This window comes from Alcanivorax sp. HI0083, assembly GCF_001635175.1.
In genome coordinates this window covers 1-3,141 of record NZ_LWFX01000917.1, presented here as the reverse complement: position 1 = coordinate 3,141, position 3,141 = coordinate 1, and the positions used below count along the sequence as shown (strand labels likewise).

Annotated in this window: 3 protein-coding genes and 1 pseudogene; 3 read left to right on the top strand and 1 reads right to left on the bottom strand. The window is 56.0% G+C overall.

Translation table 11 applies throughout. From position 1 onward, the window contains the following. Window positions 1-284 (bottom strand): annotated as a pseudogene (locus A3754_RS09610) (hypothetical protein); the annotation flags it as partial. 58 nt (window positions 285-342) lie between these two features. Between A3754_RS09610 and A3754_RS09605 the strand changes: the two are divergent. From A3754_RS09605 to A3754_RS09595, 3 genes are all read left to right on the top strand, one after another. After that, window positions 343-1,413, top strand: coding sequence for an AraC family transcriptional regulator (locus A3754_RS09605; RefSeq protein WP_231880575.1), 1,071 nt, complete (start codon window positions 343-345; stop codon window positions 1,411-1,413). 1 nt (window position 1,414) lies between these two features. Continuing rightward, window positions 1,415-2,221: a hypothetical protein gene (locus A3754_RS09600; protein ID WP_156496937.1), complete on the top strand. Its 807-nt coding sequence runs from the start codon at window positions 1,415-1,417 to the stop codon at window positions 2,219-2,221. 60 nt (window positions 2,222-2,281) lie between these two features. Continuing rightward, the coding region (locus A3754_RS09595; protein ID WP_197468599.1) for a hypothetical protein at window positions 2,282-3,141 on the top strand (860 nt) is incomplete at its 3' end.

Here is a 3,141-nt window from a genome sequence, read left to right as displayed (position 1 = left end):
GCAAAGGTCCACGGGGTGATGGCAATGTCCATCAGCCGGTAGCTGTACACCCAGTCCAGAATGGCGAACACGAACAAGGCATTCACCACCACCTCCAGCAGCACATAGCTGGCGCCCAGCGTCATGCTGGCAGCGGAATCCTTGAGGCTATAGATACCGGTGCCACGAAAGCGCCAGGCCTCGAGAACGATAGTCAGGCCGAACAGCGGCATCATGGCTACCAGCAGCAGCTCCTTGATGTCCGCGTTCTGGTAGGTGGTAACAGCAAAGTCGATCAGATTCATGGATGGGCTCCCTCAGGTCATGGGGCGGGCGCTAATAAAACGCGTCTTTGATGGGGCCATGCTAGAAAATGCCGGCCCAGTGGGATTGACGGATCATGCCAAGCTGTTATCCAATCATGCCATGACGAACCCTTATCCCGATCCCACCGCCATCCGCGTCAATGGCTCCTACGTGCGCGTGCTGCTGGACTGGCTGGATCAGCAGCAACTTCATGCCCCGACCCTGCGGGCGGCGGTGTCCCGGCTGGGCCCAGGTGAGCAGGTCCCCCTGATCCAGTGGCTGGACCTGCTGCGGCGGGCGTATGCCGTGCACCCCGGTGACGGGCGTGGTCTGGAGATCGGCGCCTGCATCAGCCCGGATCATGTGGGGGTGCTGGGGTATCTGGTGCAGGCCAGCGATAACCTGGGCCAGGCCCTGTATGCCTACCAGCGTTTCGAATCCCTGTTCTACGGGATCCGCATGGCGGAAGTGGTGATCCGCGGCAATCAGGCCGAAATCGGCTGGCCCCTGTTCGGTGGTCTCAGCTTGGGTCTGTTGGTGGATGAAACCGCCATCTCGGCGCTGATCAGCTTCCTGCGCAAGATCGTCCCGGACGCCCCCAATCCCGCAGAGGTGACCTTCTCCTCACCCGCCCCGGAAAACCCAGCCATCTACGAGGCCTTCTTTGGCTGCCCGGTGAGCTTTGGCGCGCCCTATGTGGCGGTGCGCTTCCCGGCGGATTACCTCAGCATCCCCCTGCCCACCGCCAACCCGGCCCTGCGCCAGATTCTTGATCGCCAGTCTGTGGCCTTGTCCAACGCTTTGCCGGGCAATGATCCCTTCGCCTTTCAGGTGCAGCAGGTGTTTCTGCGCCTGTTGCCCGATGCGCGGGTATCCCTGAAAGACGTGGCCAACGAAATGGCCATCTCCGTTCGTACCCTGCAACGCCGTCTCACACAAAGCGGCCAGACCTTTCAGGGCTTGCNGGATCGTACCCGCCAGGAACTGGCACAAAGCTACCTGCGCGACCCGTCGCTATCGCTTTTCGAAATCACCATGCTGCTGGGCTTTGCCGAGCAAAGTTCGTTCAACCGGGCATTTAAACAGTGGGTGGGGGTGTCGCCGGGGGCGTGGCGGGATACGGGCTAATTTGCAATTCTTTGCGCAATGGCTAGATTGGGCCTCTCATCCCGGCAGGGGCCAAGGACTAAAAACAAGAAAAGGATTTTCTGTGAAAGCATTGTTGTGTGCTGGCCTGGCGTGTGGTCTGTCTCTCATCCTGTGTGCCTGTGGCCCGGATACCGATGAACAGGCTGCGATGGGTGGGCAAGAAGGCATGATCGAAGTCGAAGCTTCCTCCTGGGAGGCGTTCAATCGGCTTTCCGATGAAGATCAGCTACATCAGGCGACCGCCTTGCTGATCATCCGGTATGACATTGATGAGCAAGGCAAAGTCACCCCTGTGGTGACGCATCGCAAAAGCCGCCTCGGAAGCGATAGCCCGCCGTACCAGGAGGGAGATGTCTACCTTCCGGAAAGTCAGCAGGAATTTCTCAACGTGATTGGCGATGAACGCCGTCATCTGGGTGACGGTGCGGTAGTGCTGTTCTCCGGCAATCCGCCGCAACAGCGAGGCCTTAGCATCATTCGTGATGGCGCAAGTGGTGCCGGAAGCATTTCTGTGGAGGCCGTTCTGAGAGGGTTTGATGGTGCATCGGTAGTCAACGGTCGCCCAGCCGAAGTGCTGACGCTGGAGCCGGACCTTTCAAAAGGCGAAACGGGGCTTGCCAAAATAACACTTTCAGAAGACGAGAAAGACATTCTTGTCGGGATCCTCGAGCGTCGCGAGTTACGCCATGAGGTCGTCGCGCAAGGGGGTGAGTATGTTGTCGGGTGGATTGGCATGGACAAGGACATGATGCAGGTGATGGATGAATTTGATGCGGCCTGCGAATAAGAAGAGGATGCGGACTTCTGTGATATCGAATGGCCAAATAACTTCATGGATAAAAGATTAATGCGATTGAAAGTAATGCTTTTGGGGAGTGCCTTTCTTGCCGGTTGCGGAGGCGGTGGCAGTGACAGCGATCAGGTAGCCCAAGCCTATCCTGAACCTGCAATATTCAGAGCGCCATTAGAACCCCTGCCAGCTGCGACGTTAACGTCTGAAGAAGATGCGGTGTTGTTGTTTGGTGGCGGTTTCTATCACACAGGCTCCCTGAGCACGATAGAAGGTCATGCAAATATCCAGATGGGTAATGGTGTTGATGTGGCCAGTCATCATGGTTTTACCTGCTTGCAGGAAGGAGGCTATGTGTCCGAAAGCTACACGCTGGAAGACCTTGAGTCGCCATTCTCCGGGGCGCTATATGACGTGCGATCCTATCGTTTGGAAGGTTGTGATTATGATTTAACGTTAGGGTCGATCAACACGGGGTTTCGTCAACGTGGCTTCCCTGGTTCCGGCATAGGTTCCGGCGAATTTTTTGAAGAAACGGATTTCCTTTCCTATGACCGGTACGGGGATTCCGTTGAGATTCCCTATTTCGCTTACCAGCAGACCGATATCATTAATAGTCGATTAATGCGAGCCATGTATGGGCATGTTTTCATTCATCTTGAGCGGGAAAGTGCTGAACAAGAGTATGGAGAGAAAAGTCAGCATTCTGAGGAATTTCTGCTCGAGCGATTTGCGTCTATTGATGACGATACAGGGGAAGTGGTGGCTTTCTATTCTCAGTTGGGGAAAAACATGGATGAGCGTTTTGCTCTTGCTGTCACGCCCAATGCAGGTCTCCCTTTCCCGGAATCAAGGATTGAAAGCTTCTCAGGGGTTTATGGGGTAAAAAGGGTGATTCCTCATCGCGAGTCATGTCC